Source organism: Chenggangzhangella methanolivorans (assembly GCF_019797865.1).
GTDB classification, from domain to species: domain Bacteria; phylum Pseudomonadota; class Alphaproteobacteria; order Rhizobiales; family Methylopilaceae; genus Methylopila; species Methylopila methanolivorans.
The window spans coordinates 2164505-2189118 of the sequence record NZ_CP081869.1 but is presented as its reverse complement, the minus strand read 5'-3'; the positions used below and the strand labels follow the sequence as shown (position 1 = coordinate 2189118).

Annotated in this window: 20 protein-coding genes, 1 tRNA gene and 4 pseudogenes; 8 read left to right on the top strand and 17 right to left on the bottom strand. The window is 70.6% G+C overall.

Features of this window, described 5'->3' with window-relative positions; genetic code table 11:
* Positions 1 to 128 precede the first annotated feature (128 nt).
* Complete coding sequence (glnT, locus tag K6K41_RS11445; protein WP_261405142.1) at positions 129 to 1421, top strand: type III glutamate--ammonia ligase; 1293 nt, start codon at positions 129 to 131, stop codon at positions 1419 to 1421.
* 1010 nt (positions 1422 to 2431) lie between these two features.
* On the opposite strand, the gene K6K41_RS11440 is transcribed toward glnT, so the two are convergent.
* Positions 2432 to 2941 carry a methylated-DNA--[protein]-cysteine S-methyltransferase gene (locus tag K6K41_RS11440; RefSeq protein WP_261405141.1) on the bottom strand — a complete coding sequence of 170 codons (510 nt, stop codon included), beginning with the start codon at positions 2939 to 2941 and terminating at the stop codon, positions 2432 to 2434.
* A 491-nt stretch (positions 2942 to 3432) separates the two neighbouring features.
* Here K6K41_RS11440 and K6K41_RS30375 point away from each other — a divergent pair.
* The 5 genes and pseudogenes from K6K41_RS30375 to K6K41_RS11415 form a co-directional block, all read left to right on the top strand.
* A pseudogene (locus tag K6K41_RS30375) lies at positions 3433 to 3585 on the top strand (hypothetical protein); the annotation flags it as partial.
* A 217-nt stretch (positions 3586 to 3802) separates the two neighbouring features.
* Positions 3803 to 4309, top strand: coding sequence for a UbiD family decarboxylase (locus tag K6K41_RS11430; RefSeq protein ID WP_315855221.1), 507 nt, complete (start codon positions 3803 to 3805; stop codon positions 4307 to 4309).
* Between the two features lie 5 nt (positions 4310 to 4314).
* Positions 4315 to 4815 (top strand): hypothetical protein, encoded by a 501-nt coding sequence (locus K6K41_RS11425; protein WP_346433445.1) that lies wholly within the window; start codon positions 4315 to 4317, stop codon positions 4813 to 4815.
* 82 nt (positions 4816 to 4897) lie between these two features.
* The gene (locus K6K41_RS11420) at positions 4898 to 5350 is read left to right on the top strand and encodes a TIGR02444 family protein (RefSeq protein ID WP_261405138.1); all 453 of its coding nucleotides are present in this window, start codon (positions 4898 to 4900) and stop codon (positions 5348 to 5350) included.
* A complete protein-coding gene (locus K6K41_RS11415; RefSeq protein WP_261405137.1) occupies positions 5347 to 5952 on the top strand; it encodes a UbiX family flavin prenyltransferase in 606 nt (201 codons plus the stop codon). Before K6K41_RS11420 ends, K6K41_RS11415 begins: the two co-directional genes overlap by 4 nt.
* 51 nt (positions 5953 to 6003) lie before the next feature.
* Here K6K41_RS11415 and K6K41_RS11410 read toward each other — a convergent pair whose 3' ends face one another.
* The 6 genes and pseudogenes from K6K41_RS11410 to K6K41_RS11380 all read right to left on the bottom strand — a co-directional run bounded on the left by K6K41_RS11410 (position 6004) and on the right by K6K41_RS11380 (position 11376).
* Positions 6004 to 6480: a MarR family winged helix-turn-helix transcriptional regulator gene (locus K6K41_RS11410; protein WP_261405136.1), complete on the bottom strand. Its 477-nt coding sequence runs from the start codon at positions 6478 to 6480 to the stop codon at positions 6004 to 6006.
* Between the two features lie 107 nt (positions 6481 to 6587).
* Positions 6588 to 8149, bottom strand: a pseudogene (locus tag K6K41_RS29430) (sodium:solute symporter family transporter).
* A gap of 10 nt (positions 8150 to 8159) precedes the next feature.
* Positions 8160 to 8459 (bottom strand): DUF485 domain-containing protein, encoded by a 300-nt coding sequence (locus K6K41_RS11395; protein ID WP_315855181.1) that lies wholly within the window; start codon positions 8457 to 8459, stop codon positions 8160 to 8162.
* Positions 8460 to 8502: 43 nt separating this feature from the next.
* Positions 8503 to 9586: pseudogene (locus K6K41_RS11390) on the bottom strand (carbon-nitrogen hydrolase family protein).
* Between the two features lie 101 nt (positions 9587 to 9687).
* A complete protein-coding gene (locus tag K6K41_RS11385; protein ID WP_261405133.1) occupies positions 9688 to 10584 on the bottom strand; it encodes a LysR family transcriptional regulator in 897 nt (298 codons plus the stop codon).
* A gap of 84 nt (positions 10585 to 10668) precedes the next feature.
* Positions 10669 to 11376, bottom strand: coding sequence for a DJ-1/PfpI family protein (locus K6K41_RS11380; RefSeq protein ID WP_261405132.1), 708 nt, complete (start codon positions 11374 to 11376; stop codon positions 10669 to 10671).
* A 58-nt stretch (positions 11377 to 11434) separates the two neighbouring features.
* Here K6K41_RS11380 and K6K41_RS11375 point away from each other — a divergent pair, with 58 nt between their 5' ends.
* A complete protein-coding gene (locus tag K6K41_RS11375) occupies positions 11435 to 12442 on the top strand; it encodes a GlxA family transcriptional regulator (RefSeq protein ID WP_261405131.1) in 1008 nt (335 codons plus the stop codon).
* Between the two features lie 265 nt (positions 12443 to 12707).
* A complete protein-coding gene (locus K6K41_RS11370) occupies positions 12708 to 15548 on the top strand; it encodes a tetratricopeptide repeat protein (protein WP_261405130.1) in 2841 nt (946 codons plus the stop codon).
* A gap of 13 nt (positions 15549 to 15561) precedes the next feature.
* Here K6K41_RS11370 and K6K41_RS11365 read toward each other — a convergent pair whose 3' ends face one another.
* From K6K41_RS11365 to K6K41_RS11315, 10 genes and pseudogenes are all read right to left on the bottom strand, one after another.
* The gene (locus tag K6K41_RS11365) at positions 15562 to 17325 is read right to left on the bottom strand and encodes a tetratricopeptide repeat-containing sulfotransferase family protein (RefSeq protein ID WP_261405709.1); all 1764 of its coding nucleotides are present in this window, start codon (positions 17323 to 17325) and stop codon (positions 15562 to 15564) included.
* A 257-nt stretch (positions 17326 to 17582) separates the two neighbouring features.
* Positions 17583 to 17849 (bottom strand): hypothetical protein, encoded by a 267-nt coding sequence (locus tag K6K41_RS11360; RefSeq protein ID WP_261405129.1) that lies wholly within the window; start codon positions 17847 to 17849, stop codon positions 17583 to 17585.
* A gap of 145 nt (positions 17850 to 17994) precedes the next feature.
* A tRNA-Arg gene (locus K6K41_RS11355) sits at positions 17995 to 18071 on the bottom strand.
* 132 nt (positions 18072 to 18203) lie between these two features.
* Positions 18204 to 18665 (bottom strand): hypothetical protein, encoded by a 462-nt coding sequence (locus K6K41_RS11350; RefSeq protein WP_261405128.1) that lies wholly within the window; start codon positions 18663 to 18665, stop codon positions 18204 to 18206.
* A gap of 5 nt (positions 18666 to 18670) precedes the next feature.
* On the bottom strand, positions 18671 to 19189 hold the full coding sequence (locus K6K41_RS11345) for a hypothetical protein (RefSeq protein ID WP_261405127.1): 519 nt from the start codon (positions 19187 to 19189) through the stop codon (positions 18671 to 18673).
* 23 nt (positions 19190 to 19212) lie between these two features.
* Positions 19213 to 20373: an alpha/beta hydrolase gene (locus tag K6K41_RS11340; RefSeq protein WP_261405126.1), complete on the bottom strand. Its 1161-nt coding sequence runs from the start codon at positions 20371 to 20373 to the stop codon at positions 19213 to 19215.
* A 49-nt stretch (positions 20374 to 20422) separates the two neighbouring features.
* Positions 20423 to 21316, bottom strand: coding sequence for a pirin family protein (locus tag K6K41_RS11335; protein ID WP_261405125.1), 894 nt, complete (start codon positions 21314 to 21316; stop codon positions 20423 to 20425).
* Entirely contained in the window at positions 21313 to 22374 is a 1062-nt protein-coding gene (locus K6K41_RS11330; protein WP_261405124.1) for an LLM class flavin-dependent oxidoreductase, read from the bottom strand. Before K6K41_RS11330 ends, K6K41_RS11335 begins: the two co-directional genes overlap by 4 nt.
* A 41-nt stretch (positions 22375 to 22415) precedes the next feature.
* Positions 22416 to 23578 (bottom strand): annotated as a pseudogene (locus tag K6K41_RS29980) (alginate export family protein).
* A 266-nt stretch (positions 23579 to 23844) separates the two neighbouring features.
* Positions 23845 to 24501, bottom strand: coding sequence for a hydrolase (locus tag K6K41_RS11315; RefSeq protein ID WP_261405122.1), 657 nt, complete (start codon positions 24499 to 24501; stop codon positions 23845 to 23847).
* Positions 24502 to 24614 lie beyond the last annotated feature (113 nt).

Sequence of the window (24614 nt, the reverse complement as noted above, 5' to 3'; positions counted from 1 at the left end):
CCGGCGGCGTCATCCTGGACGGCCGTCGGGCCGATCCGGGATCGTGCTCCGGAATGGCGCTTTTTTCTGAGGACGATCCCGGCGCTCGCTTCGCTCGGCCGGGATGACGAGCACGGGGACTGACACGAATGGCGTCCGATCTGGCCAAAGTCGCGAAAGATCGCGGCATCAAGTACTTCCTGATCTCCTACACCGACCTGTTCGGCGCCCAGCGCGCCAAGCTGGTGCCGGCCGACGCGATCGGCGGCATGCAGAAGGCGGGCGCGGGCTTCGCCGGCTTCGCCACCTGGCTCGACATGAGCCCGTCGGACAGCGACCTCTTCGCCAAGCCCGATCCCGAGAGCCTGATCCAGCTGCCCTGGAAGCCGGAAGTCGGCTGGCTGGCCGCCGACCTCTGGATGGACGGCAAGGAGGTCGAGCAGGCGCCGCGCAACCTGCTCAAGCGCATGATCGCCAAGTCGGGCTACCAGATGAAGTCGGGCATCGAGCCCGAGATGTTCCTGGTGAACGCCGACGGCACCGCGATCTCCGACCCCTCCGACACCGCAGAGAAGCCCTGCTACGACCAGCAGGCCCTGATGCGTCGCTACGACGTCATCACCGAGATCTGCGACGCGATGATCCAGCTCGGCTGGGGCCCCTACCAGAACGACCACGAGGACGCCAACGGCCAGTTCGAGATGAACTGGAACTACGGCCCCGCGCTCCAGACCGCCGACCAGCACGCCTTCTACAAATTCATGGCGAAGTCGATCGCCGAGAAGCACGGCCTGCGCGCGACGTTCATGCCCAAGCCCTTCGTGAACCTCACCGGCTCCGGCTGCCACGCCCATGTGTCGCTGTGGGACGGCAAGAAGAACCTGTTCGAGGACCCGAAGGGGGAGCTCGGCGTCAGCGAGCTCGGCTACCACTTCATCGGCGGCCTGATGCACAACACCGACGCGATCTGCGCGCTCACCAACCCGACGGTGAACTCCTACAAGCGCATCAATGCGCCCCGGACCACGTCCGGCGCGACCTGGGCCCCGAACTCGATCACCTATACGGGCAACAACCGCACCCACATGATCCGCATTCCGGATGCGGGCCGGTTCGAGTTCCGCCTCGGCGACGGCGCGGCCAACCCCTACCTGCTGCAGGCCGCGATCCTGGCCGCCGGCCTCGACGGCATGGACAACAAGCGCGATCCCGGCAAGCGCCTCGACATCAACATGTACACCGACGGGCACAAGGTCCGCGGCGTGAAGAAGCTGCCGCTCAACCTGCTTGACGCGCTGCGCCTGTTCGAGAGCTCGAAGGCCACGCGGACCATGTTCGGCGACGAGTTCGTCACCGCCTATTCCAAGCTCAAGATGCAGGAATGGAACAACTATTGCCGCACGCTCAGCCAGTGGGAGCGCGACAACACGCTCGACTGCTGAGCAGTCGGGACTTCGCCTGAAACTCACGCGGCGCGGCGTTCCGGAAGGAGCGCCGCGTTTTTTCTTCTGCGGCGGAGGGGGCGAAGCTCCCGAACCTCCTCGCCGTCATCCCGGCCGCAGAGCCGGGATCCAGAGCCGAGGCGTCCGATCCAGAACCGAGGCGGCCGATCCAGATGCCGCAGCGGCGTCGGTTCTGGATCCCGGGACAGGCCCGGGATGACGGGCTGCGGTTCCCCGCGTCAGTTCTCAAGGGCGACGGTTTCACGCGCGATCCTCGCCGTCATCCCGGCCGCAGAGCCGGGATCCAGAACCGAGGCGTTTGATCCAGATCCCGGGAGGGCGTCGGTTCTGGATCCCGGGTCAAGCCCGGGATGACGGGCTGTGGTTCCCCGCGTCGGTTCTCAAGGGCGGCGGTTTCACGCGCGATCCTCGTCGTCATCCCGGCCGCAGAGCCGGGATCCAGAACCGAGACGTCCGATCCAGACCCCGCTGCGGGGTCGGTTCTGGATCCCGGGTCAGGCCCGGGATGACGGGCTGTGGTTCCCCGCGTCAGTTCTCAAGGCGGCGGTTTGAGGCGCGATCCTCGCCCTCATCCCGGCTCTGCGGCCGGGATGACGGGCTGCGGTTCCGGCGCGTCGGTTCTCAAGGGCGGCGGTTGAACGCGCGATCCTCGCCGTCATCCCGGCCGAAGAGCCGGGATCCAGAACCGAGGCGTCCGATCCAGATCCCGCTGCGGCGTCGGTTCTGGATCCCGGGACAGGCCCGGGATGACGGGCGGTGGTTCCGGCGCGTCGGTTCTCAAGGGCGGCGGTTGAACGCGCGATCCTCGCCGTCATCCCGGCCGCAGAGCCGGGATCCAGAGCCGAGGCGGCCGATCCAGATCTCGCTGCGGCGTCGGTTCTGGATCCCGGGTCAGGCCCGGGATGACGGGCTGGGCTTCCCCGCGTCAGTTCTTAAAGGGGCGGCGGTTCTCTGCATCCGCTCTCAAGGCCCGCGGTTTCCGCGCGTTTTTAGGACGCCGCGGCGAACAGGTCCGGCGTCGTCCTCGAGCGCTCGAGCTCCAGCAGGAACGCCTTGGCGTTCAGGCCGCCCGCAAAACCCGTGAGCTTGCCCGAGGCGCCGATGACGCGGTGGCACGGCGCGACGATCGAGATCGGGTTGCGCCCGTTGGCGGCGCCGACGGCTCGCACCGCGTCGGGCCGCCCGACCGCGCGGGCGATCTCGCCATAGCTGCGCGTCTCGCCATAGGGGATCGCGACGAGCGCGGCCCAGACGTCGCGCTGGAAGTCGGTGCCCTGGAAGTCGAGGGGCAGGTCGAAGCGGGTCCGCCGCCCCGCGAAATACTCGCCAAGCTGCCGGCTCGCCTCGGCGAGCGTCTCGTGCCGGTCGTCCCGCGTCATGTCGCCGAGCGGCACGCGGCCCGGGCGGTCGTTCTCCCAGAGGATCGCCGCGAGCCCGGCGCCGCTCGCCGCCAGCGTGAGTTCCCCGACCGGCGAGGCCGTCGTCGTGAAGGCCAGCATGTCGCTCCTCCAGGCTCGTCGCGGGCCGACACCCGCCGAAGAGAAGAGGATAGGGCGCCAGGCCGGAAGACGCCCGCGCCGAAACCCCGCCGAGAGGGCGCGGTCCACAGGCGCGCGCCCCGGCGGCGACGTCCGGCCGCGCGCGCTGGCGCGGACATGGGCGCCCGACGCCCACAAAACCGCTTTGACGCCGGGCAAGATCATCAGCATACTGATTATCGACCGCGGGCGCATCGGCCGCCGCCGTACAGAAGCGTCGCTATCATCAGTATGCTGATGATCTGCGTCGCGTCCGATCCGGGCGGGGCCGCGTGTCCTTGACCTTGCGAACGGACGCCGCTCTCCGGCCGCCGGCGGGCGCCGCGACCGATGGCGCGACGCGCGCAGACATTTCCTGGGCTCCGCCGAAACCCGGCGCAGCCCGAACAGCAGGGGCTGACGTGACTCCGTTTCCGAACGCCGATCCGCAGAGCCTTCGCGGGTTCCTCAACATGGTCCGGGACCAGCACCCCGACCACTTCCTGCGCGTCTCCGAGCCGATCGAGACGCGCTACCAGTCGACGTCGATCGTGTTCGAGCTGGACCGTGCCGGGCGCAGCCCCGTGGTCATGTTCGACGACATCGGCGGCAAGGGCATGCCCTGCGTCACCAACATCGCGGCGAGCCGCAAGCTGCTCGCGGAGTGCCTGAGCACGACCGAAGCCGACCTGCCGACCGTCTTCCGCGAGGGCAGCCAGCGCTACATTCCCTGCGAGACGGTCGACCGCGGCGCGTGGGACGAGATCGTGTTCGAGGGCGAGGACGTCGACCTCACCCGGCTGCCGATCCCCCACCAGTTCACGGTGGACGCGGCGCCCCTACATCACGGCCGGCCAGATCACCGCGCGCGACCCGAAGACCGGGGTCGACACGACCGGCTTCCACCGCCTGATGCTGAAGGGCAAGAACCGGCTCGGCGTGTCGCTGCATTCGCGCCGCCGCATGCACGAGTTCCACCGCCGCGCCGAGGAGATGGGCCAGTCGCTGCCGGCCGCGATCACGCTCGGCGTCCACCCGCTGCATTACATGGGCTCGATGACCTATGCCTATCCGCCCCATGTGCGGAAGTTCGAGATCATCGGCGGGCTGTTCGGCGAGCCCTACCGGCTGGCGCGCTGCGGCGTGCAGGACCTCGAGGTCCCCGCCGGCGCCGAGATCGTCATCGAGGGCGAGATCCTCGCCGGCGTCCACGAGCCGGAAGGCCCGTTCGGCGAGTCACGGGCTACCCGTCCGAGTTCACGGGCTACGCGTCCTACCGCAGCACCCAGAACGTGTTCGTGGCCCATCGGGTCCGGATGCGCCGCGACGCCATATTCCACAGCGTCGTAGCCGGCATGTCCAAGGACCACATCCTGATTTCCTGCATCACGCGCGAGGGCGAGATCCTGAACGCGCTGAAGCGCAACATCCCGAACGTGCAGGCCGTCCACGTCCACGTGCCGCATTCGACCTGCGGCGCCTTCATGGCGGTGATCTCGCTGAAGAAGATCGCCGAAGGCGAGCCGCAAATGGCCGCGATGGCGGCGCTCTCGACCGAGCTCTACACCAAATACGTCATCGTCGTGGACGACGACGTCGACATCTTCGACATGAACGACGTGTTCTGGGCGATCGCGACCCGCGTGCGCGCCGAGAAGGACATCTTCTTCGTGCCGGGCTGCAAGGGCGCGATCCTCGACCCGAGCTCGGACCCGGAGAACTTCACGCTGACCAAGATGGGGATCGACGCGACGCGCCCGACCGGCCGCGACTTCGCCGAACGCCTGGTGATCTCCGAGGAGGAGCGCGCCAAGGCCCGGGCGATCCTCGAGCGCGCCGGCGTCAAGATCGGATGACGGGCGAGGCTGGACACAGCGCGTCCGACCGCGCCGCCGCGCCGCTGCGGGAGTTCGCGGTCGCGGTCTACGGCGCGGAGGGGTGAGCGAGGCCTGTCTCGCGCTGCAGGACGAGCATGGCCAGGACGTCAACGTCGTGCTGTTCGCGGCCTGGGCGGGCGCGGAGCTCGGCCGCAGGCTCGGCGCCGAGGACGTCGCCCGCGCGCGCGGCCATGTCGCGGAGTGGCGCGACGCGGTCGTGGCTCCCCTGCGCGCCGTCCGGCGGGCGATGAAGCGCCTGTCCTCGCCGCCGCCCGGCCACGAGGAGCTGCGCTCCGCGGTGAAGGCCGTCGAGCTTCAGTCCGAGCTGCTCCAGCTCGCCATGCTGGACGGGTTCGCGCAAACGCTGGGCGCGCCGGCGCCGCCCGGCCCCGAGCTCGCCGAGGCCAATCTTCGCGCCGTGGTCGCCGGCTCGCCGGAGAGCGCGTCGGCCGCCGTCTCCGTCATCGTCGCGGCGTGCCGCGGACGAGCCGACGCAAGCGGAGCGGGATCATGAAGCGCCTGATCGTCGCCATCACCGGCGCCTCGGGCGTCATCTACGGGGTGCGCGCGCTCGAGCTTCTCCGCGAGACGGCCGACGTCGAGACCCATCTCGTGCTGACGCCGGCCGCCATCCGCACGATCAACGCCGAGCTCGACATGACCGGCGACGCCGTCCGGGCGCTCGCCGACCACGTCCACAGCCACAGGGACATCGGCGCGTCGATCTCGTCGGGCTCGTTCGTCACGGAGGGCATGCTGGTGGCCCCGTGCTCGATCAAGAGCCTCAGCGGGATCGCGCATTCCTACAATGACGAGCTCGTCATCCGGGCTGCCGACGTCTGCCTGAAGGAGCGACGCCGGCTCGTCCTCATGCTGCGGGAGACGCCCTTCCACCTCGGCCATATCGAGCTGATGGCGCAGGCGACCCGCAACGGCGCGATCATCATGCCGCCGGTCCCGGCGTTCTATCACCGGCCCGCGACCGTCGACGACATCGTCGACCAGTCGGTCGCGCGCGCGCTCGATCTGTTCGGGATCGCCGCGCCCAAGATCATGCGCTGGAACGGGCGGACGTCGGAGGTCGAAAGTCCCGAGGACGACGACCCCGGCTTCTGACGTCTGATAATTCCGGCATGACGCGGGGAGCAGGATTGGACCTAGGGCGCTCTAAAAGTCCTTCAGGACCGCGCGGCCGAGGCCGTTGTTGCCCCTGACCAGCGCCTTCATCTGCTGGATGAAGCGGTCGCGGTCCTCTTCCGGCAGCGGCTCCATCAGGCGATGATGGGCGCGCTGCAGCGCGTCCTGCATCTCGACGATCAGCGTTTCGCCGGCTTGCGTGAGAAACCCCTTGCGGATCCGGCGATCCTCGTCGGTCGCTTCGCGCCGGACGAGGCCCCGCGCTTCGAGGCGCGCCAGCACGTTCGACGTCGTCGTCCGGTCGACGCCGATGTCGGCCGCCAGCGAAACCTGATCCGCGCCGGGGCGGACCAGCAGAACCTGCAGGACGCTCGCCTGCACTGGCGTCGTTCCGAACGCCTCGCATTCCTCGTGATAGATCGACACGTAGATCTGGTGCAGGCGGCGCGTCAGGAAGCCCGGGCGGTCGAACAGCCCCCGGGCCTTTGTCTTGGCGTCTTCCGTCACCGATCGCTCCGTCGCCTCACGGCCTCCGCGGCCGTCGGTCCAGATCGGGGACCGGCGCCGCGGATCATACAAGCCGCGGCGCGTCAGGCGAACTTCGGGCTCGCGGATCAGAGCGACGAGGGGCCGCGCGCGCCGAACATGATGCGGCGCTGCATGGGCAGGAACGCCCGGTCCGCCGCCTCGTCCCTCGTCAAGAGCGAGGCCGCCACGGCCGCCGCGAAGGACAGCGGCATGCAGATCAGCGCCGGGTTCTTCATCGGCACGAACCACCAGGCCTGGGAGACCTCGGCGAGGCTCTTGCCCAGCACGTCGACCTGGATGGTCGGCGACAGGCAGATCATCACGAGCGAGGAGACGGTTCCGACCAGGATGCTGGCGACAGCGCCGGCCGTCGTGAAGCGCTTCCAGGCGATCGAGAGCAGCAGCGCCGGGAAGTTGGCGGCCGCCGCGACCGCGAAGGCGAGGCCGGCCATGAAGGCGACGTTCTGGCCCTCGAACACGATGCCGAGGAAGATCGCGAGCGCCGCGATCGCGACTGTGGCGATCCGCGCGACGGTCAGCTGCTCGCGCTCCGGCGCTTCGCCGTTGCGCACCACATTGACCCAGAGGTCGTGGCAGACGGTCGCGACGCCCGACAGCGTCAGCCCGGCGACGACCGCCAGCATGGTGGCGAAGGCGACCGCGCAGATGAAGCCGAAGAACGCGTCGCCGCCGATGGTGAGCGCCAGCAGCGGCGCCGCCATGTTGCCGCCGCCGCCGGCCTTGGCCACGACCTCGGGGCCGACCAGCATCATCGCGCCGAAACCGATGACGAAGACGAGCAGGTGGAACGAGCCGATGATGCCGGTGGCGTAGAGGATCGACATCCGCGCCTCGCGCACGTCCGGCACGGTGAAGACGCGCATCAGGATGTGGGGCAGCGCCGCGGTGCCGAACATCAGACCGACGCCGAGCGAGATCGCGTCCCAGCCGCTGCCAGCGACCTTCGATCCCGGCTGGAGCACGCGCTCGCCGTGCTTTTCGGCGGCCGCCTGGAACAGGGTCAGCGGGTTCATCTCGAAATGCGCCAGCACCAGCAGCGCGAGCACGAGGCCGCCGAGAGAAGCAGCAGCACGGCCTTGATCACCTGGACCCAGGTGGTGGCGAGCATGCCGCCGAAGATCACGTAGACCAGCATCGCGGCGACCACCACCACCGAGGCGGCGTAGGGCAGGCCGAACAGCAGCTTGATCAGCGCCCCGGTCGCGACCATCTGCGCGAGCAGATAGAGCAGGATGACGACGAGCGTGCCGAACGCCGCCGCGACGCGCACCGGGCGCTGCTTCAGCCGGTACGCCACGACGTCCGCGAAGGTGAACTTGCCGAGATTGCGCAGCGGCTCGACGATCAGGAAGGCGATGATCGGCCAGCCGACCAGGAAGCCGATCGAGTAGATCAGCCCGTCGAAGCCGTTCGACGTGATGATGCCTGCGATCCCGAGCAGGGCCGCGGCGCTGAGGAAGTCGCCCGCGAGCGCCCAGCCGTTCTGCCAGGCGGTGATCTGCCCGCCGGCTGCGAAGAACTGTTCGGTGGTGCGCGTCCTGCGCGCGGCCCAGTAGGTGACGCCGAGCGTCAGCGCCATGAAGACGAAGAAGAAGGCGACGGCGAGCGGATTGTTGGCGGCCTGCATGGCATGATCCTCACGACATGATGCGGCGCACGGCCGGATCGTAGAACCGGTTGGCCCAGACGACGTAGACGAGGCAGAGCGCGAAGGAGCCGACGATCACCCCGGCCCCGAGCAGGATCGACAGCGACAGTCCGGGCGCGAGCATCGTCCCCATGGTCGGCTTGGCGAAGGCGAACATCGCCATGAAGCCGAAATACATCGCGATCATCACGAGGCTGAGCGCGACCGCGACCCGCGTGCGTCTGCGCGCGAGACGCACGAAATCGTCGGGTGCGGCCGGCAGCGCGGCGGCGTCATCGATGGAGACCATGGGTCATCTTCCTCCGGGGCTGCGGGTTCGGCGTTCGAGGGGATCAGCGGGCCGCGCGCCGGCCGGCTTCGACGAGCGAAAGGCCCTGCGGCTCGCTGCGGGCGGGCTCGTCCGCGTCGGCGTCGGTCCAGGCCGGCGCCGCGGCCTCGGCCCCGAAGGAGATCGGCTCGCGCGGCGTGCGGTCGACGCTGAGGCGGAAGATGTCGAAGCGGTTGTAGTAGCCGACGACGTCGTGGAACTGCTTGGGCTCGACGCAGGCCGCCGTGTCGATGTCGGCGTAGAGGATGCGCTCCCTCGCCCTCATGGGTCTCGGTCACGAGCGCGCCGGCCGGGTCGAGCACCATCGACACGCCCGCAGGCGTTCGCTCGATGACGTCGGCGAGCGCCGCGTCGCCGTCCGACAGCGTCGCCTTCGCGTCGGCGTCGAGCGTGGCGGAGCAGACGATGTTGAAGACCTTGGCCTCGAAGGAATGCGCGCCGGCGCGGATCTCGATCGCGCGCTTCAGGTCGTAGGCGGCGCTGTCGCCGGGGACGCGCGTCGGCCAGGCGGGCGGATAGGTCGAGATGTGGACCTGCTCGCCTTGCGCCATCAGCGCGTAGCGCGCGAGCGGATTGGTGTTCTCGCCGCAGATCAGCATGCCGACGCGGCCGAGATCGGTCGGCGTGACGCGCAGGCCGCGCGCGTCGCCGCTCGCCCAGATCAGCTTCTCGAAGAAGGTCGGGACCAGCTTGCGATGGTGGTTGAGGGTCCTGCCGTCCCGCCCGATCAGGACGTTCGAGTTCCAGAGGCAGCCGACGCTCGCATCCGTGCCCTCGCTGAACCCCATCGAGACGATGACGCCGTGGCGGCGCGCCGCCGCCCGCACGACCGCGAGCTCCGGCCCGTCTAGACGCACCGACTCCGCCGCGAGGCGCTTGAAGAGGTCGTGGTTGCGGATCGGCGCGCGCAGCGCCGCCCAGAGCGGAAAGCCCGGCATGTAGCCTTCCGGGAAGACCACCAGCGAGGCGCCGGCGCGGGCCGCCTCCTCGATCAGCGCGGCGGCCTTTTCGGCGGTCCCCATGCTGTCGAGGAACACAGGCGCGACATGGCAGGCCGCGGCCTTGAACCTGGGATAAGTTGCGGACATCGAAGCGGCTCCCGGAAATGGCGAGCCGCATTAACCGCCAGGGTTGCGGATCCGGCGAGGCGGAAAATCCGCAACCGTCGCTGCATTCTCGCAGGGCGTGCTCAGAATTCGTTCAGATAGGGCGCCCCCCGCGCGAACAGCTCCGTCAGGAACCGCGTCACGGCGCGGACCCGGGCGAGATGCTCGATGTCCTGATGGACACCGAGATAGAGCTCGCGCCGCACGATCACCTCGTCGGGCAGGACGGGGACGAGCGCCGGATTTGTCTTCGCCGAGAAAAGCGGCAGCAGCGCCAGTCCCGCCCCGGTCGCGACCGCGGTCTGCTGCGCCGCCATGCTGGTCGAGCGGAAGACGACGCTGCCGGGCTTCAGCACCTCCATCAGCCAGTGGACCGGCTCGATGGCGATCAGGTCTTCGACATAATCGACGTAATCGTGGTCCTGCAGCTCCGCGGGCGAGGCCGGCCGTCCGCGCCGGGCGAAATAGGCCTCCGATCCGAACAGCGCGAGGCGGAACTCGCCGACCCGCCGCACCGAGAGCCGCGGGCCGTTCGGCGGCACGAACGAGACCGAGATGTCGGCCTCGCGCTTCGTCAGGTTGATGAGGTGCCGCTCTGTGACGAGTTCGACCACGAGGCCCGGCATGACGGCGGCGAACTCCGCGAACCGCGCCGACAGGTAGAAGGCCGCGATGCCCTCCATGCTGGCGACCCGCACCCGGCCCGAGGGCGAGCTCGTGTCCTCGAGGCCGAGCGCCTCGGGCACCGAGATCATCTTCTGCTCGATCGCCTCGGCGATGACGAACAGCTTGTCGCCCGCCTCCGTGAGCTCGAAGCCGTCCGAGCCGCGCTGGAACAGCTTGGCGTCGAGGCTGCGCTCGAGCTCGGCGATGCGCCGGCTCACCGTCGTGTTGTCGACCTTCAGGCGCCGGGCCGCGGGCGCGAGGCGTCCGTGCCGCGCAAGCTCGACGAAGAAGGCGAGGTCGTTCCAGTCGAACATCGGCGTGTCGGGCTCGCGAGGTCACGGACCGTTGGTCGCCCAGAGTGACACGCCGGAGCGCCCGGACGAAACGCCCGCCGGCGCTCACCCGACGGCCACGCCGAGGCGGGCTGCGACGCGGCGCGCGGTGGCCTCGCGCCTGGCCGTGACGTCGGCGACGGCCCGCCGCGCCTCGGCGAGCACCGCGGCCGGCGCGGTCTTCGGGTCCCCGCTGTCGAAGGGCGGCTCGGGCGCATAGGCCATGTAAAGCTGGATCGCCTGCGCGACGTCCTCGCCGCGCAGCATCGCCGCGAGCCTCAGCGCGCCGTCGATCCCGGCGGTGACGCCCGCGGCGAACACGAAGCCGTCGTCGACCACCACGCGCTCGTCGACGGGCGTCGCGCCGAAGAACGGCAGCAGGTGGATCGAGTTCCAGTGGGTGGTGGCGCGCCGTCCCTTGAGCAGCCCGGCCGCGCCGCAGACGAGCGCGCCGGTGCAGACGGAGAACACGATCTTCGCGCCCGCCGCCTGGCGGCGGATCCAGCCGAGCACGGCCTCGTCCTCCATCAGCGCCTCCTGTCCGAGGCCTCCAGGGATGTGCAGCACGTCGAGCTGCGGGGCGTCGGCGATCGCGGCGTCGGGCGCGATCCGGAGGCCGCGGACGTCGCGGACCTGATCGGCCGTCCGGCCATAGACGCGATAGGTCGCGTCGGGGATCCGGGCCAGAACCTCGTAGGGGCCGGTGAGGTCGATCTGGTCGAGGCCTTCAAACAGCAGCGAACCGATCTGGAGATGGGCGTCGGCGGGGGTCATGTGCGCCTCCTCGGGTGGACTGGACAGATCCACCCTAGCCGGCCACTCTCTGGCGGAGATGCCAAAGACCCCTCGCTTTCCGCCAAACCCGTCGCGCGCTGCAGAACCGCGCGTCGTCGAGGTCGTCGCCTTCCCGGCGGTGCAGTTGCTCGACGTGGCGGGCCCGACGCAGGTCTTCGCCACCGCCAACGACTATGCGGCGAGGGCCGGAGACGCGGCGCCCTATCTCTGCCGGCTGGTCGCCAGCGGCGGCGCGAGCGTCGTGTCGACCGCGGGCGTCACGCTCGCGACGGAGGCGCTTCCCGATCCCGGCTCGGCGATCGACACGCTGGTGATCGCGGGCGGCGGCGGCGTCCACGCCGCGGCCGAGGACGCAGGGCTCGTGGCCTGGGTCGCCGCCCGCTCGGGCCGCGCGCGGCGCACCGCCTCGGTCTGCACCGGGGCGTTCCTTCTGGCGGCGGCGGGCGCGCTCGACGGACGGCGCGCCGTCACGCACTGGTCGTTCTGCGAGGCGCTCGCCAAGCGCCACCCCGCCGTCGAGGTCGAGCCCGACCCGATCTTCATCCGCGACGGCGACGTCTGGACCTCGGCCGGCGTCAGCGCGGGGATCGACCTCGCGCTCGCGCTCGTCGAGGAGGATCTGGGGCGCGACATGGCGCTCGCGGTCGCGCGCCATCTCGTGGTGTTCCTGAAGCGGCCGGGCGGCCAGGCCCAATTCAGCGCCGCGCTGTCGCTGCAGACGTCGCAGGACAGGTTCGGCGCGCTGCATCGCTGGATCCGGACGCGCCTCTCCGGGGACCTGTCGCTCGCAACGCTCGCCGCCGAAGCCGGCATGAGCGAGCGCAGCTTCAGCCGGCGCTATGTCGAGGAGACCGGCGTGACGCCCGCCCGCGCCGTCGAGCGGCTCCGGGTCGAGGCCGCCCGCCAGTTGCTGGCCGAGACCAGGCTGCCGGGCAAGCGGATCGCCGAACGCTGCGGCTTCGGCTCCGAGGAGACGATGCGCCGAAGCTTCCTGCGCCTGCTCGCCGCCACGCCCCAGGACTACCGCGCGCGGTTCGGCGCTTAGGGGCCTGCGCATGCGAGCGAGGTCCCCGGGGTGGCTGCGGCGCCCCGGATTTCTCTCGACTCACTCGCGGGCCTCTGGCCTTTTGCAGTGAGAACGTACCGTTCATTGAAGCGAATCCGTCACTCGATCGGGCGCGTAAGGAAGTCGATCCGGGGGGATCTGCGGCGTGGAAGGCCAGTTCGTTTTCTCTCGCTCCGGCGCCTCGATCGCGGACGCCGCCGGCGAGATCCGGCCAATCGCCGCCTGACCTGCCGATGGCGCGCTCATGACCGACATCACGCGAAGCATCGAGCACCCCTCCGGGTCGAAGCGCCTGAAGCAGGCGCGCAAGCTGCGCCGGGAAGGTCGTTTCGAAGACGCGCTCGCCTGTCTTGAAACAAGCCTCCGCGCCGATCCGGAAGCCCTCGATCTCGTCGCCGAGCAGGCCGCCCTCCTGCTCGGGCTGGGGCGGATCGACGACGCCGGCGCGGCGGTCGAACGGCTGGCGGCGCTCGACCCGGCGCAGGAGCGGCTCGCCGAATTGCGCGGCGCGCTCGCCGACGCGCGCAACGACCCGGTCGCCGCCGAGGCGTTCTTCCGCGCCGAGGCCGGGCGTCGCCCCGACGACCTCAACTGGCTGAAGCGCTGGGTCCGCACGCTCGCCAAGGCGTCGCGGACCGAAGAGGCGGCGGCGATCGTCGACGAGGCGCTGGCGCGCGCGCCCTCCGAGCCGAAGCTGCTGTTCGAGCGCGTCGCGCTGCTGCGGCGTCTCGGCCGGATCGACGAGGCGCGGACGGCGACGGAGGCCTTCGCGGCCGTCGTCCGTGACGACGATCCGAGGCTTCCCGAACTGCGAGGCGCCCTCGCCGAGGCCGACGGCGACCACGCCGCCGCCGAGACGATCTACGCCGCCGACTGCGCCGCGCGTCCAGACGACGCCGGGGGGCTCCGTCGCTGGGCGCGGGCGTTGATGCGCCTGTCGCGGGAAGAGGAGGCGCTCGAAGCGCTTGGCCGCGCCCAGCGCGCGGCGCCGACGAAGCTGTTTCCCGACCACGTCCGGCTGCTGTGCCGTCTCGGCCGGGCCTCGGACGCGCAGGCCGAGCTCGACCGCTTCGCGGCGCTGAGCGGGCGCGACCGGCGCCTGCCGGCCCTGCGGGCCGAGGTTCTGGAGGCCGCCGGCGATCCGGCGGCGGCCGAAGCGATCCTGCGCGCCGACGCAGCCGACGAGCCGCGGGACGCCGAGCGGCGGCGGCGCTGGGCGCGCGCGCTCGTGCGCCTGTCGCGCCCGCTCGAGGCGCTCGCCGCCGTCGACGAGGGCCTGCGCCGTGATCCGGACCAGATCCAGCTCTCGGCGACGCGCGTCTCGCTGCTCGTGACGCTTGGCCGGCTCGACGAGGCGCGGGCCGAGCTCGACCGCCTGGAGGGCTCCGGCGTCGAGCTGCCAGAGCTTGCGAGGATGCGCGCCGACCTCGCCGGCGCCTCCGGGGATCTCGTTCAGATCGAGGCTGCGACGCGCGCCGCCGTCACGGCCGATCCCGCGGACGCGTCGAAGCGCGTGCGCTGGGCGAGGGCGCTCGCTCGTCTGTTGCGGACCGTCGAGGCGCTCGCGGCCGTCGAGGACGGGCTTGCGGCCACGCCGGACGCCGCGGAGCTCGTCGGCGAACGCGCGCTGCTGCTTGCGGGCGCAGGCCGCGTCGACGAGGCCGCCGCCGAACTCCAGCGCCTCGCCGCGTCGCGCCCGTCCTATGAGGGCCTCGCCGAGGTCCGGGCCGGCGTCGCCTCGGCGGCCGGCGATCTCGAGGGCGCGGCCTCCATCCTGGCCGCCGAGGTCGCGGCCGCGCCGCAGAGCGAGAAGCGGCGGCTTCGATATGTGCGCGCGCTGACGCGTCTCGGCCGCTACGAGCAGGCGCTCTCCACGCTCGCGGCCGCGCCCGATCCCGACACGCCGAGACTGAAGGTGACGCAGGCCAATCTGCTGCTCACGCTCGGGCGGTGGGAGGAGGCGCGCGGCCGGATGGACGGCTTCGCCGAGGACGACGCCCGCGAGCGGCTCGGCCGCGACCTGTTCGAGCTCAACCTCGCGCTGATGACGATGGATTACGCCGGCGCGCAGGAGCAGGCCGAATCCATCCTGACCGCCGCGCCCGCCAACCGGACGGCCGCCGAGGGGCTGGCTTGGGCGAACATCGGCGCGATGCGCCCGGCCGCCGCCTGGGCCGCGCTGAGGAAGACGCCGCGCGAGGCGGTGGACGGCGGGGCGGCGACGAGCGGCGGCGGGCGCCTCAGGAGCCTGACCGGGCAGGTGGTGAACGAGCTGCGCCTTTCGGGCGAGGCGCTCGGCGAGCTCGACGCGCGGGCCGGCGAGGGCGACGAGGCGCTGGCGGCGGCCGCCGCCGAGCAGGTGCGCCGCGATCCGAACGCCTTCGGCCCCGCGCTCGGACTGATCGTCGCCTGCGCGCGCTCCGGCCGGCTCGGCTTCCGCGCCGAGGCGAGCGACCGCGGCGGTCCGCCGAAGCTGCTGCACCAGTTCTGGGACGGAGCCGAGGCGCCGGCCGACGTCGAGCGCTGCATGGCCGAGGCGCGCGCCGCCAACGCCGACCGGATCAGCCGGCGGTGGAACGACGCGGCCGCGCGGCGCTTTCTCGGCTCGCTGTCGGACTGGCGCGTGATCCGGGCCTATGAGGCGGCCCCGCATGTCGCGATGCGCGCGGACCTGTTCCGCTACGCCGCGCTCCACGAGTTCGGCGGCGCCTATCTCGACGCCGACGACGCCTGCGAGCGGCCGCTGACGAGCCTTGTCCCCGACGGCGCGGAGCTCGTGCTCTACCAGGAGCGCCTCGGCTCGCTCGGCAACAACTTCATCGCCGCCGCCGCCGGCCATCCGCTGGTCGCCAGGCTGCTGGAGGAGGCGACCGAGAACGTGCTCTTGGGGGCGGGCGAGTCGATCTGGCTCGCCACCGGCCCCGGCCTCGTAACGCGCGTGATCGCGCGCGCGATCGTCGCCGAGCCCGACCTGCGGCTGCCGGCGAACGTCCACGTCGCGCCGCTCGACGCCTTCCGCCGCACGGTGCGGGCGGGGGCGGCGAAGTCCTACAAGAGCGACGCGCGGAACTGGCAGAAGGCCTGAGCCGCGGCCCGTCTCAGGCCGCCAGCGGCTCGACCTCGTAGCCGAGACGCTCGATCAGCGGCGCGAGGATCTTCTGGGCCGGCGCGAGGTGGCGCAGGTAGTTCTGGTGCCGGTGGCGCGAGCGCCGATAGAGCGGCTCCTTCACCTGCGCGTAGCTCGCCGTGCGCGCATAGCGCTCGTTGGCCTCGAATTCGAGCGCCTTCGGATCGAACGGAACGCCCACGAAGTCGAACAGGCGGCGCACCGTCGCCTCCTGGTCGTCGACGATGTCCTCGTAGCGCAGCTCGAGATAGTTGAGGTCGGCGACGCCGCGGTAGTGCTCGACGAGATCCGCCGTCATCAGCAGGTGCTTGGCGGCGCTCTCGAGGTCCCTGCCGCAGCCGAAGCCGTGGGTGAAGAAGTTCGACATGGCCGACACCATCACGTCGAGCGGATGGCGCACGACATGGACCAGAGGCGCGCGCGGGAACATCAGCGCGATGAGGCCGAGATGGGTCTCGTTCAGCGGCATCTTGTCGGTGAAGAACGGCGTGTCGTCGCGCGCGACGCCCATGCGCCGCGCGCTCGCGAGATAGAAGTTCCGGAGGTCGTCGAGGCCCTCCCGGCGGTCGCCGAGTAGCAGGTCCGACAGCGAGCCGGGGTATTCCCAGGGGCTGCTGAGCAGACGCGGGCTGATCGCGGCGATCTGGCCGACGAATGGCAGTTCGTCGCCGGCCGAGATCGCGTCGCTCGACGAGAGCGTCTGCTCGACGAGCGTCGTTCCCGAGCGCGGGAAGCCGAGGATGAAGATGGGTTGCGGCCCGTCCCGCCGGTCTTCGGCGCGCGGCAGGACCGCGAGGCGCTCGCGCGTGAAATAGGTCTTCAGGTTGCTGGTCAGCCTGTTTGCGGCCGCCTCGTCATAGGCTCCGGCGCCGAGCTCCAGCGCGCGCGCCTTCCCGGCTGAAAAATCCGCCCAGGCCTCGTCGTGCAGGCCGAGCCGGTCCTTCAGGCGGCCGCGCTCCAAGAGCTCCTGCGGTCCGAGCTGGCGCGCCCCGGCGCTCGCGCGCTCGTCCAGCAGCTTCACGGCCTCGTCCACGCGCCCGCGGCGGCCGAGCACCGTCGCGCGGCGCAGCGTCGCCTGCGGATTGTTCCGCGCGATCTGGTCCACGCGGTCGAGCAGCGTTTCGGCGTCGTCGAACTTGCGGTCGATCTCCTCGAGCCGCGCCCAGGCGAGCAGCGTGCGCCGATCGTTCGGCTGGGCCGCGTCGGCCTCCCGGAACAGCTCCCTTGCGGTCTCGATCTCGCCGGTCTCGAGCAGGTTGGTGGCGAGGTTGGTCAGGATCAGCGGCTCGCGCCGGGGCGACAGCTCGAGCGCCCGGCGATTGTGGTGCGCGGCGAGCGCATGGCGGCCGAGCTGGGTCATCGTCATGCCCATCAGGTAATGGGCCTGCGGGTTCGTGGGCGAGAGCCGCACCGCCTGCCGCGCATGCGGCTCGGCGGCCTCGGCCCCGCCCCTCGCGATCGCCATCTGGACGAGCTTGACGGTCGTCGCATAGTCGCTGGTGTCGAAATGGGCGGCGCGGCGGAGCAGGGTGATTGCGGCTCCGGCGCGCCCTTCAAGCTCGCGGACGCCGGCGAGCGCCTTGAGCGCCACGGGATCGAACGGGGACCGTTCGAGCGCCTCGACCGCGAGCCTGGCGGCCACGGGATAGTCGCCTTGCTTGAACGCCTTGACGCCCTGCGCCGCAGGACCGTCGGCAGACCGGGCCGCGGCGGAGGGCGGACCCGCGGTCCACACGTTCAATTCGCAGCATTTGGCGGGCTTCAGACCGCTGCCGCACGGGCAAAGGGACGTCGCGAAATCTTCTGATTGCATGGACTGCCAAGCCAACTGGGCGTACGGAGCGCGCGGAAGGTATCCCATTGGCCTCTTGAGGCCTAGCGCCCGCCCAGGGCCTCTCGGGTCACGGTTTACGGGCCGCTCGACGGCGGCGAAGACCGCCGCCCGACGCCTGTGAAGGCCATCCCGCCAGACCTGCCGCGCCGCCGAACCTGCTAGGCTGGCCGTGACGGCCGATCGACCGGGGCCAGGCGCGCCGTGACCAGCCACTCGTCCGGGCTTTCGGCCGGCCTGAGCCATTCATGCGCGAAGGTCGCGGTGAACGGGCCGGTTGTGGTCGGGAACGAGGCGGTGACCTCGGACAGTCCGACATGGGTGATGAATCCCCGGCTTTCGCTCGGCGCTCCGCTTTCCGCGCTCTCCAGGACGAAAACGACGTTCTGGTTGACCAGAGGGCCGTTCGCATGGGTTCGATCGCTCATCCTGTCCTCCCGTTCGGCTTCCGGCGACCGTCGCCGCAGCCCCCGATGGAGGTGGATCGATCGCGCGCGCCGGCCATTCGTCTTCCGACGCGAAAGCGGCTGCGCTTTCGAGCGCCGCACGAAGTTTCGCCGGGATGTGGAGACGTGGCGCACCCGAGAGGATTCGAACCTCTGACCTCTGCCTTCGGAGGGCAGCGCTCTATCCAGCTGAGCTACGGGTGCTGGCGACGCGGCGGAACCTAGCCGATGCGCGATGGCGGGGCAATCGCGAGATCAGCGCGTTCGCGATCGCAGCGGGCTTGCGTCGCGCCGTCGGCGCGCGTCAGCCACGGGGCTCGAACGTCCTCGGCCGGCTCAGCCGGTCGCGAGGATGTGCTCGAGGTCCTTGAGCGCGGCGGCGGCCGTCGCCGCCGGCTCCGAGGCGCAGCTGCTGACCACCAGTTCGCCCACCGCGTCGGTCGCGATGCGGATCGCCTTGGTCTTGCCCCGCGCCAGCGCGAACAGGTCGCTCGCCGGATAGGTGCGGAGCTCGACGCCGGCGGCGAGACCGTCGCTTGCCCGCCTCGCATGGGCGACGAGCCTCGGCGACAGCCCGGCGTCCCGCCAGCGGCGAACGTCGTCCAGCTCGACATGCCCGACGCCGCCGACGGAGAGATCGGTCATCGTGAGCGATGCGCCCAGTCCGAAGTTGAGCAGGATCAGAAGCTTCGAGGCGGCGTCCCAGCCGTCGACGTCGAGGCTCGGATCGGCCTCGGCGAAACCGGCCCCCTGCGCCGCGGCGAGCGCCTCCCCAAGCGTGACGTCGCGCTCCATCATCTCGGTCAGCAGATGGTTGCTGGTGGCGTTGAGGATTCCTCGATCGAGACGATCTCGCAGCCCGCGAGATCGTGCTCGATGAGGTCGATGGTCGGAAGGGCCGCCGCGGCGGCGCCGCTGATCTTGAGCCGGACGCCGTGGCGGGCCGCGAGCTCCCTCAGGCCCGGGCCGTCATGGACGAGCGCGCCTTTCGACACCGCGATCACATGCCTGCCGGACGACAGCGCGGCCCTCATATAGCCGAGCCCCGGCCCGCCGGTGCGGAAGTCCGACGGGCCGGCCTCGATCAGCACGTGGGCCTGCGCGGCGTCGAGAAAGTCCTCGGGCGGCGGCGCGCTCCTGTCCCAGTCGCCTCGCCCGAGGCCGTCAGGATCGACCGCCGCCGATTTCGACCGGCGAAGGCCCGTCAGCCGCACGTCCGCGCCGTAACGTGCGGCGTAGCGGGCGCGGCGGTTGGCGAGCTGCTCCGCGACCGCCCGGCCGACCCCGCCGAAGCCTGTGACGGCGATGTTCCAGCGTCTCATGCGGCCCCCATGCCGATCGACGGTCAACGCAGCGACCGGGCGTCCGGCTCGCCTGCGGCCTGCGCGATGCGGGCGTCCACGGGACGCACCCGGCCGACGGAGTCGAGGACGTAGACGCCCGGCCCGACCCCTGCGGCGAGTCGATCGTCGCCCGTCTTCTGCAAACGGCCGTAGATCGCCGCATAGGCCGCGAACCCGTCATGCCCGGCACCGGACCGCGTGCCGAGCACGGAGATGTCGATCGCGCGAACGTTGGCGTTGCGCGCCTCGGCGAGCACGCGGGGGTCGTCGACGTCGGCCGCGCCGGCCCGGAACTGGCCGCCCGCGAGAAGCCTCGAGAGCGACAGCGCCTGATCGTCCTTGGAGACGAGCACTGTGATGGGCGCGCGCAGGCGTCCGACGACGCGCAGCTGCTGGAGAAACACCTCCGAGTCGATGTCGGGGGCCGCGAGAGCGACGTCGAGCTTGGCGATCGCGCCCGCATTCCGCGCGATCCGGATCTGGCGGACGGACTCCATGGCGAGCCATGATCCCATGCTGTGCGCGACGAGCCGCACGTCGCGGATCCTGCGCTCGGCGGCGAGCCGCGCGAGGACATGGGCGAGGGCGTCGCGCGAGAAGGTCACGGCCTCCTTGTCCGCGAGATAGCCGGTCACCGCCGCTTTCGACGGCCAGGAGAACAGGACGGCCGCGCGCCCGACGTCGGCGTCGGCGACAAGCTGCGCCATGCGGAACAGCGATTCCTGAAAACTGTTGTTGAAGCCGTGGACGAAGACGTGGACCTCCCTGTCCATGACGTCGCCGCGCGCCGCCGCCGCGCCGAGCTCGGCGACCATCTGGTCCTCCTCAAGACGCTCGGAGGAGACGACCGCGAAGTCCTTCGTCGGGTCCGGCGCCCCGGACGGCCATTCGATCTGCGCCGGCCTGTGGGTCGGCGGGATCGAGACCACGTAGCGGAGATAGCTTGGAGCGACGGCGATCGCGTTCGTCGGACGCGGAGCGTCGTCGCCGTCGACGGACCTGGTGGTGGCGACATAGATGGAGACGAGCTTCGCCCCGGGGGTCGCCGTCACCGGATCCAGAACCGTGAGGCCCGGGCGCTGCGCGCAGCCGCAAAGCGCAAGCGCAAGCAGCAGGACGACGCCGAGGCCAGGGCGTTGCGGCGCGGCGCGCGTCGTCGTCATGAGCCGTCGTTCCTCCGTCACGCGATGATGGAAAGCGCCGCCCCGAGGCTCACGACATGGCCGGCGCGGGCGGGGCCGGCTGGTCCGGCAGCGGAATGAACTCCGCGTCGTCGGCGTCCGGCAGCTTCATGCGGCCCGCCTTCCAGTCGGAGGCGGCCTGCGCGAGCCGGTCCTTCGAGGAGGAGACGAAGTTCCAGTAGATGAAGCGCTCGCCCAAGGGTTCGCCGCCCAGCACCATCACGGCGGAGCGCTCCAGGGCCTTCACGCGCGAGGCCGCGGCGCCGAGCACCAGCATCTTGCCGGCCTCGTAGCGGGCGCCGTCGAACTCCACCGCGCCGGTCGCGACATAGAGCGCGCGCTCCGTGTGGCCGAACGGGATCTCGGCGGTCGCGCCCGGCTCCATGTCGAGATGGGCGTAGAACAGCGGCGAATGGGTCGCGGCGCCGGCGACAAGGCCATAGGCGCTTCCGGCGATGAGCTGGCCGTGCACGCCGGCGTCGCTCCATTGCGGCAGGTCTTTTCCCGCGTGATGCGAGAACGACGGCGCGATCTCCTCCATTTCCGTCGGGAGCGCGACCCAGGCCTGGATCCCGTGCAGACGGTCGCCGTGGGCTCGGGCGTGTTCGAGCCGCTCGCTGTGGGTGATGCCGCGCCCGGCCGTCATCCAGTTGACCTCCTGCGGCCGGATCGCCTGCTCGGTGCCCAGGCTGTCGCGGTGCATGACCTCGCCGGAGAACAGGTAGGTGACGGTCGAGAGCCCGATATGCGGGTGCGGGCGGACGTCGACGTCGCGGCCGATCCCGGGCGCGAGGTCCATCGGTCCCATATGGTCGAAGAAGATGAAGGGGCCGACCATGCGGCGCTTGGCGAAGGGCAGCACCCGCCCGACCTCCATGCCGCCGCCGAGGCTGCGGCGCCGCTGCTCGATGATCATCTCGATCATGCCGTCGTCTCCTTGGCTGTCGCCTGAACCTGGGCCGTCCGGACGATCGGCGCGACTTCGGTCCCCAAAAGTTCGATCGAGCGCTTCATCGCCGCCGTTTCGAGAGACGCTGTGCTCATCTGGAAGGTGATGCGCGAGAGGCCGCCGAGCGTTTCGCTGGCGCGCAGCATCTTGACCGCGACCGTCTCGGGCGACCCGATGAGGAACGCGCCCTCAGGGCTCGCCATGGCGTCGAACTGTTGGCGCGACGGCGGCGGCCAGCCGCGCTCGCGGCCGATGGTCCCGGTGAGATGCGCCCAGCCGGGGAAAAACGCGTCCCTCGCCGCCTTGTCGGTCTCGCCGACGAAGCCCATCGCGTGGACGCCGACCTTCAGCGTCTGCGGATCGTGCCCGGCCTGGAGCCCGGTGTCGCGGTAGAGGTCGACGAGCAGCCGAAAGCGGTCGAACGCGCCGCCGATGATGGCGACCATCAGCGGAAGGCCGAGCGCGCCGGCGCGGGCGAAGGATTGCGGCGAGCCGCCGACGCCGATCCAGACCGGCAGCCGCTCCTGGTGGGGGCGGGGATAGACGCCCTGGCCGGCGAGCGCCGGGCGGTGGCGGCCTTCCCAGCGAAGATTGGCGGTCTCGCCGAGCTTCAGGAACAGGTCGAGCTTTTCGGCGAACAGATCGTCATAGGCGCGCGTGTCGAGGCCGAACAGCGGGAAGGCCTCGCCGAACGAGCCGCGGCCGACGACGAGCTCGGCGCGCCCCTTGGAGATGAGGTCGAGCGTCGCGAACTCCTGGAACACCCGCACGGGATCTGCGGCGCTCAGCACCGTGACGGCGCTCGCCAGGCGGATCCGTTCGGTGCGGGCCGCGGCGGCGGCGAGGATGACGGCGGGCGCGGAGTCCAGGAATTCGGCGCGATGGTGTTCCCCGACGCCGAACACGTCGAGCCCGACCCTGTCGGCGACCTCGATCTCCTCGAGAAGATCGGCCATCCGGTCGGTGGCCGACGGCAGCCGCCCGGTGGCGGGGTCGGGGAGGATGGCCGCGAAACTGTCGACGCCGATGTCCATGCGAAGGTCCCTCAACTCTCGTAACGCCCGGCGACGGGGGGTCAGAACCGGAAATTCGCCATGGCGCTGGTCATCTTTATGGTCCGCGCCGGCCCTGTGTCTTGGACGAAAGACCCGGGGACGAAGACGCCGACCGAGGCCGACAAGGTGAGCTCGGCGCTCGCCCGCCACGCCACGGCGAACTCCGCCTGCTTGCCGATGAAGCGCGCGTCGCTGTCGCGGCCGCTGCGCACCAGCGTTCCGGGTATCGCATAGACCCCGTCATTGACGTTCTGGCGCCAGTAGGCCGCGCCCCGCAGCGACGCCGCGACTTGCGTGTGGGGATGGACCGTGACGGAGGGCTGCAGGTGGATCAGGTTCCGGGGTCCGACCGGCGACTGCGAGGCGAAGTACTTGCCGCGGGGAAACAACGGATTGAGCGTGCCGAGCCTGGAGTCGTCCGGGTCGTCGTCGCCCGAGACGACGTCGACCGTGAGCGCGAGTTCAGGCTCGAGCAGCGTCTCGCGAAACCGGCGGCCGACCTCGCCGCCGACGCCCCACGCCGCCACCCGTCCGCCCGCGAAGGAGCCGCGCTGAACCGCGCCTTCGAAATTCCAGTAATAGGCGCCGCGTCGCCAAAGAGCCTGCCGCCGAAAGTGTGGATCAGCTGCCGGCCGGCCCCCTGGTCGAAGACCGCCTCGCGGTCGCGGAAGCCGAGATAGTAGACGTCGAAACCCGTTGCCCGGTCCGGCGTCAGCCACCGCGTGACGTAGAGGCCCCAGACCTTCTTCTGGCGCGACCTGCGGTCGTCGAAATCGCCCCGCAATGTGTCGACCGGCTGAAGATGGAGCGCCGTCACTTGGGCTGTCTCGCCCGTCAGCGTCGCGTCGCCGCCCTCGAAGGACTGAAGGACGTTCGGACCGTAGCGCGTGTCGATGAAGCGCCCCGCGCCGAGCGACACCAGCTTGCGCCCCGCGGACAGCCGAAGCGAGGCGCGGTCCGCCACCGCGATCTCGCCTCCGACGAAGGCCTGCAGCATGTCGGCTCCGGTCGTGTCGACCGGGGTCCACTGGTGATCGGAGCCGGAAATCGACGAGAGGATCGGCTGGGCGAAGACCCGGACCGGGCCGGCGTGGAGGTCGGCGTAGGGCATCAGCCGACTCCAGACGTAAGCATCGTCCGGCGCCGAGCCCCAGAAGGAGCCCTCGTAGCCCTCGAGACGCATGCGGGTCTCGACGCCTGTCGTCAGATAGAGCGAGTCGTCGGCGTTCAGGGGAATGTATTTGAATGGCTCGGTCCAGTGGCCCGTCCGCCGGTCCGGATCGGCGAGGTAGGACCAGTCCTCGCCGTGCCGCTCGATGGTAAGCGTCGGCGCGCGTTCGATGTCGGTGGAGATCTCTGCGTGCGAGGCGACGGGGGCCGCGCCGAAGAGCGCCGCCGACAAGGCGACGCTCCATTTGCGGCTGAAAGACCCCGCCATCCCCGCCCGGATCAGCGCGTCGCGTGCGACGGAACCGGCGTGTTGAGAAGCTGCGTCTCCCAGAGGTAGGCGATGCCGCTCGCCCCGGCGTGGGCCTTCATCACCTCGATCAGCGCAGGGAGCTTCTCTGTCCGCGCCCAGTCGCGCTGCCATTCCGCGGAGACGGCGAGCCACGTCATCATGTTGACGCCCGCCGCGATCATGCGCTGGACGGCGACCTGGTGCGCCTCGACCGACACGCCGCCGGAAGCGTCGGTGACGACGGTGGTGTCCCAGCCTTCGCCGGCCGCCTGGATCGCGGGCATCGCGACGCAGATCTCCGTCCAGAGGCCTGCGATGATCAGCTGCTTGCGGCCCGTCGCCTTGACGGCGTCGACCACGACCTGGTCCTCCCAGGTGTTGATGAAGGTGCGGTCGATCACCTCCTGGCCCGGGAACACGTCGGTGACCTGCGGAAAGATCTTGCCGCCCTGGGCCGCGATGACGCTCGTCAGGATGACGGGCACGTCGAACGCCTTCGCGGCCTTCGCCAGCGCCGCCGTGTTGTTGATCACCATCTGCGGATCGTGGCTGTTCAGGTTCGCGAGCTGATAAGGCTGGTGATCGATCAGGACGACGACAGAATCTTCCGGACGAAGAAGCGAAGAAAGTCCGTTGCGAAATGTCACGAGTGCGCCCTTTTCCTGATTTGACTGGGATCGATGGCCGAGACGACTGCGCCGGGTGCGGCATCGCCTTGACCGTCACCCTGTCAGTTCCAGTTTCGATGCGGTAGCGCTGT